The organism is Stenotrophomonas sp. SrG, from assembly GCF_050031795.1.
Taxonomy (GTDB): domain Bacteria; phylum Pseudomonadota; class Gammaproteobacteria; order Xanthomonadales; family Xanthomonadaceae; genus Stenotrophomonas; species Stenotrophomonas rhizophila_A.
The window spans coordinates 1-295 of sequence record NZ_JBNBBE010000125.1 but is presented as its reverse complement, the minus strand read 5'-3'; the positions used below and the strand labels follow the sequence as shown (position 1 = coordinate 295).

The following is a 295-nucleotide window of genomic DNA, read 5'->3' as shown; positions in this document are numbered from 1 at the left end:
TTGGGCCGTTTCACCTGCGGTTCGACCTGGGCGCGTTCGTCCTGTACCGGCCCGGGGCGGGGGGCTTCGCCGTTGCCTGCATCGCATTCGGCGGGTGCGTGGGGGGGGTTGTTGTCCACGTTGTTGCGGGGGCGCTGGTCCCGCGCCGACACGCGCGCGCCCCCGCGCACCGCGGCCGCGCCCTCGCCGGCCACGGGGCACACCCCACCGACCGCGCGCTCCTCGAACACCCCGACATCCGCCCGGCAGCACGGCCCACCCCTGTGGACCTCTCCTACGACCGCCCGCCCCGCTT

At 75.9% G+C, this 295-nt stretch carries 1 protein-coding gene; it reads right to left on the bottom strand.

Features of this window, described 5'->3' with window-relative positions:
• The coding region (locus ACQG3P_RS19235) for a hypothetical protein (RefSeq protein WP_426805932.1) at positions 1-230 on the bottom strand (230 nt) is incomplete at its 3' end.
• Positions 231-295 lie beyond the last annotated feature (65 nt).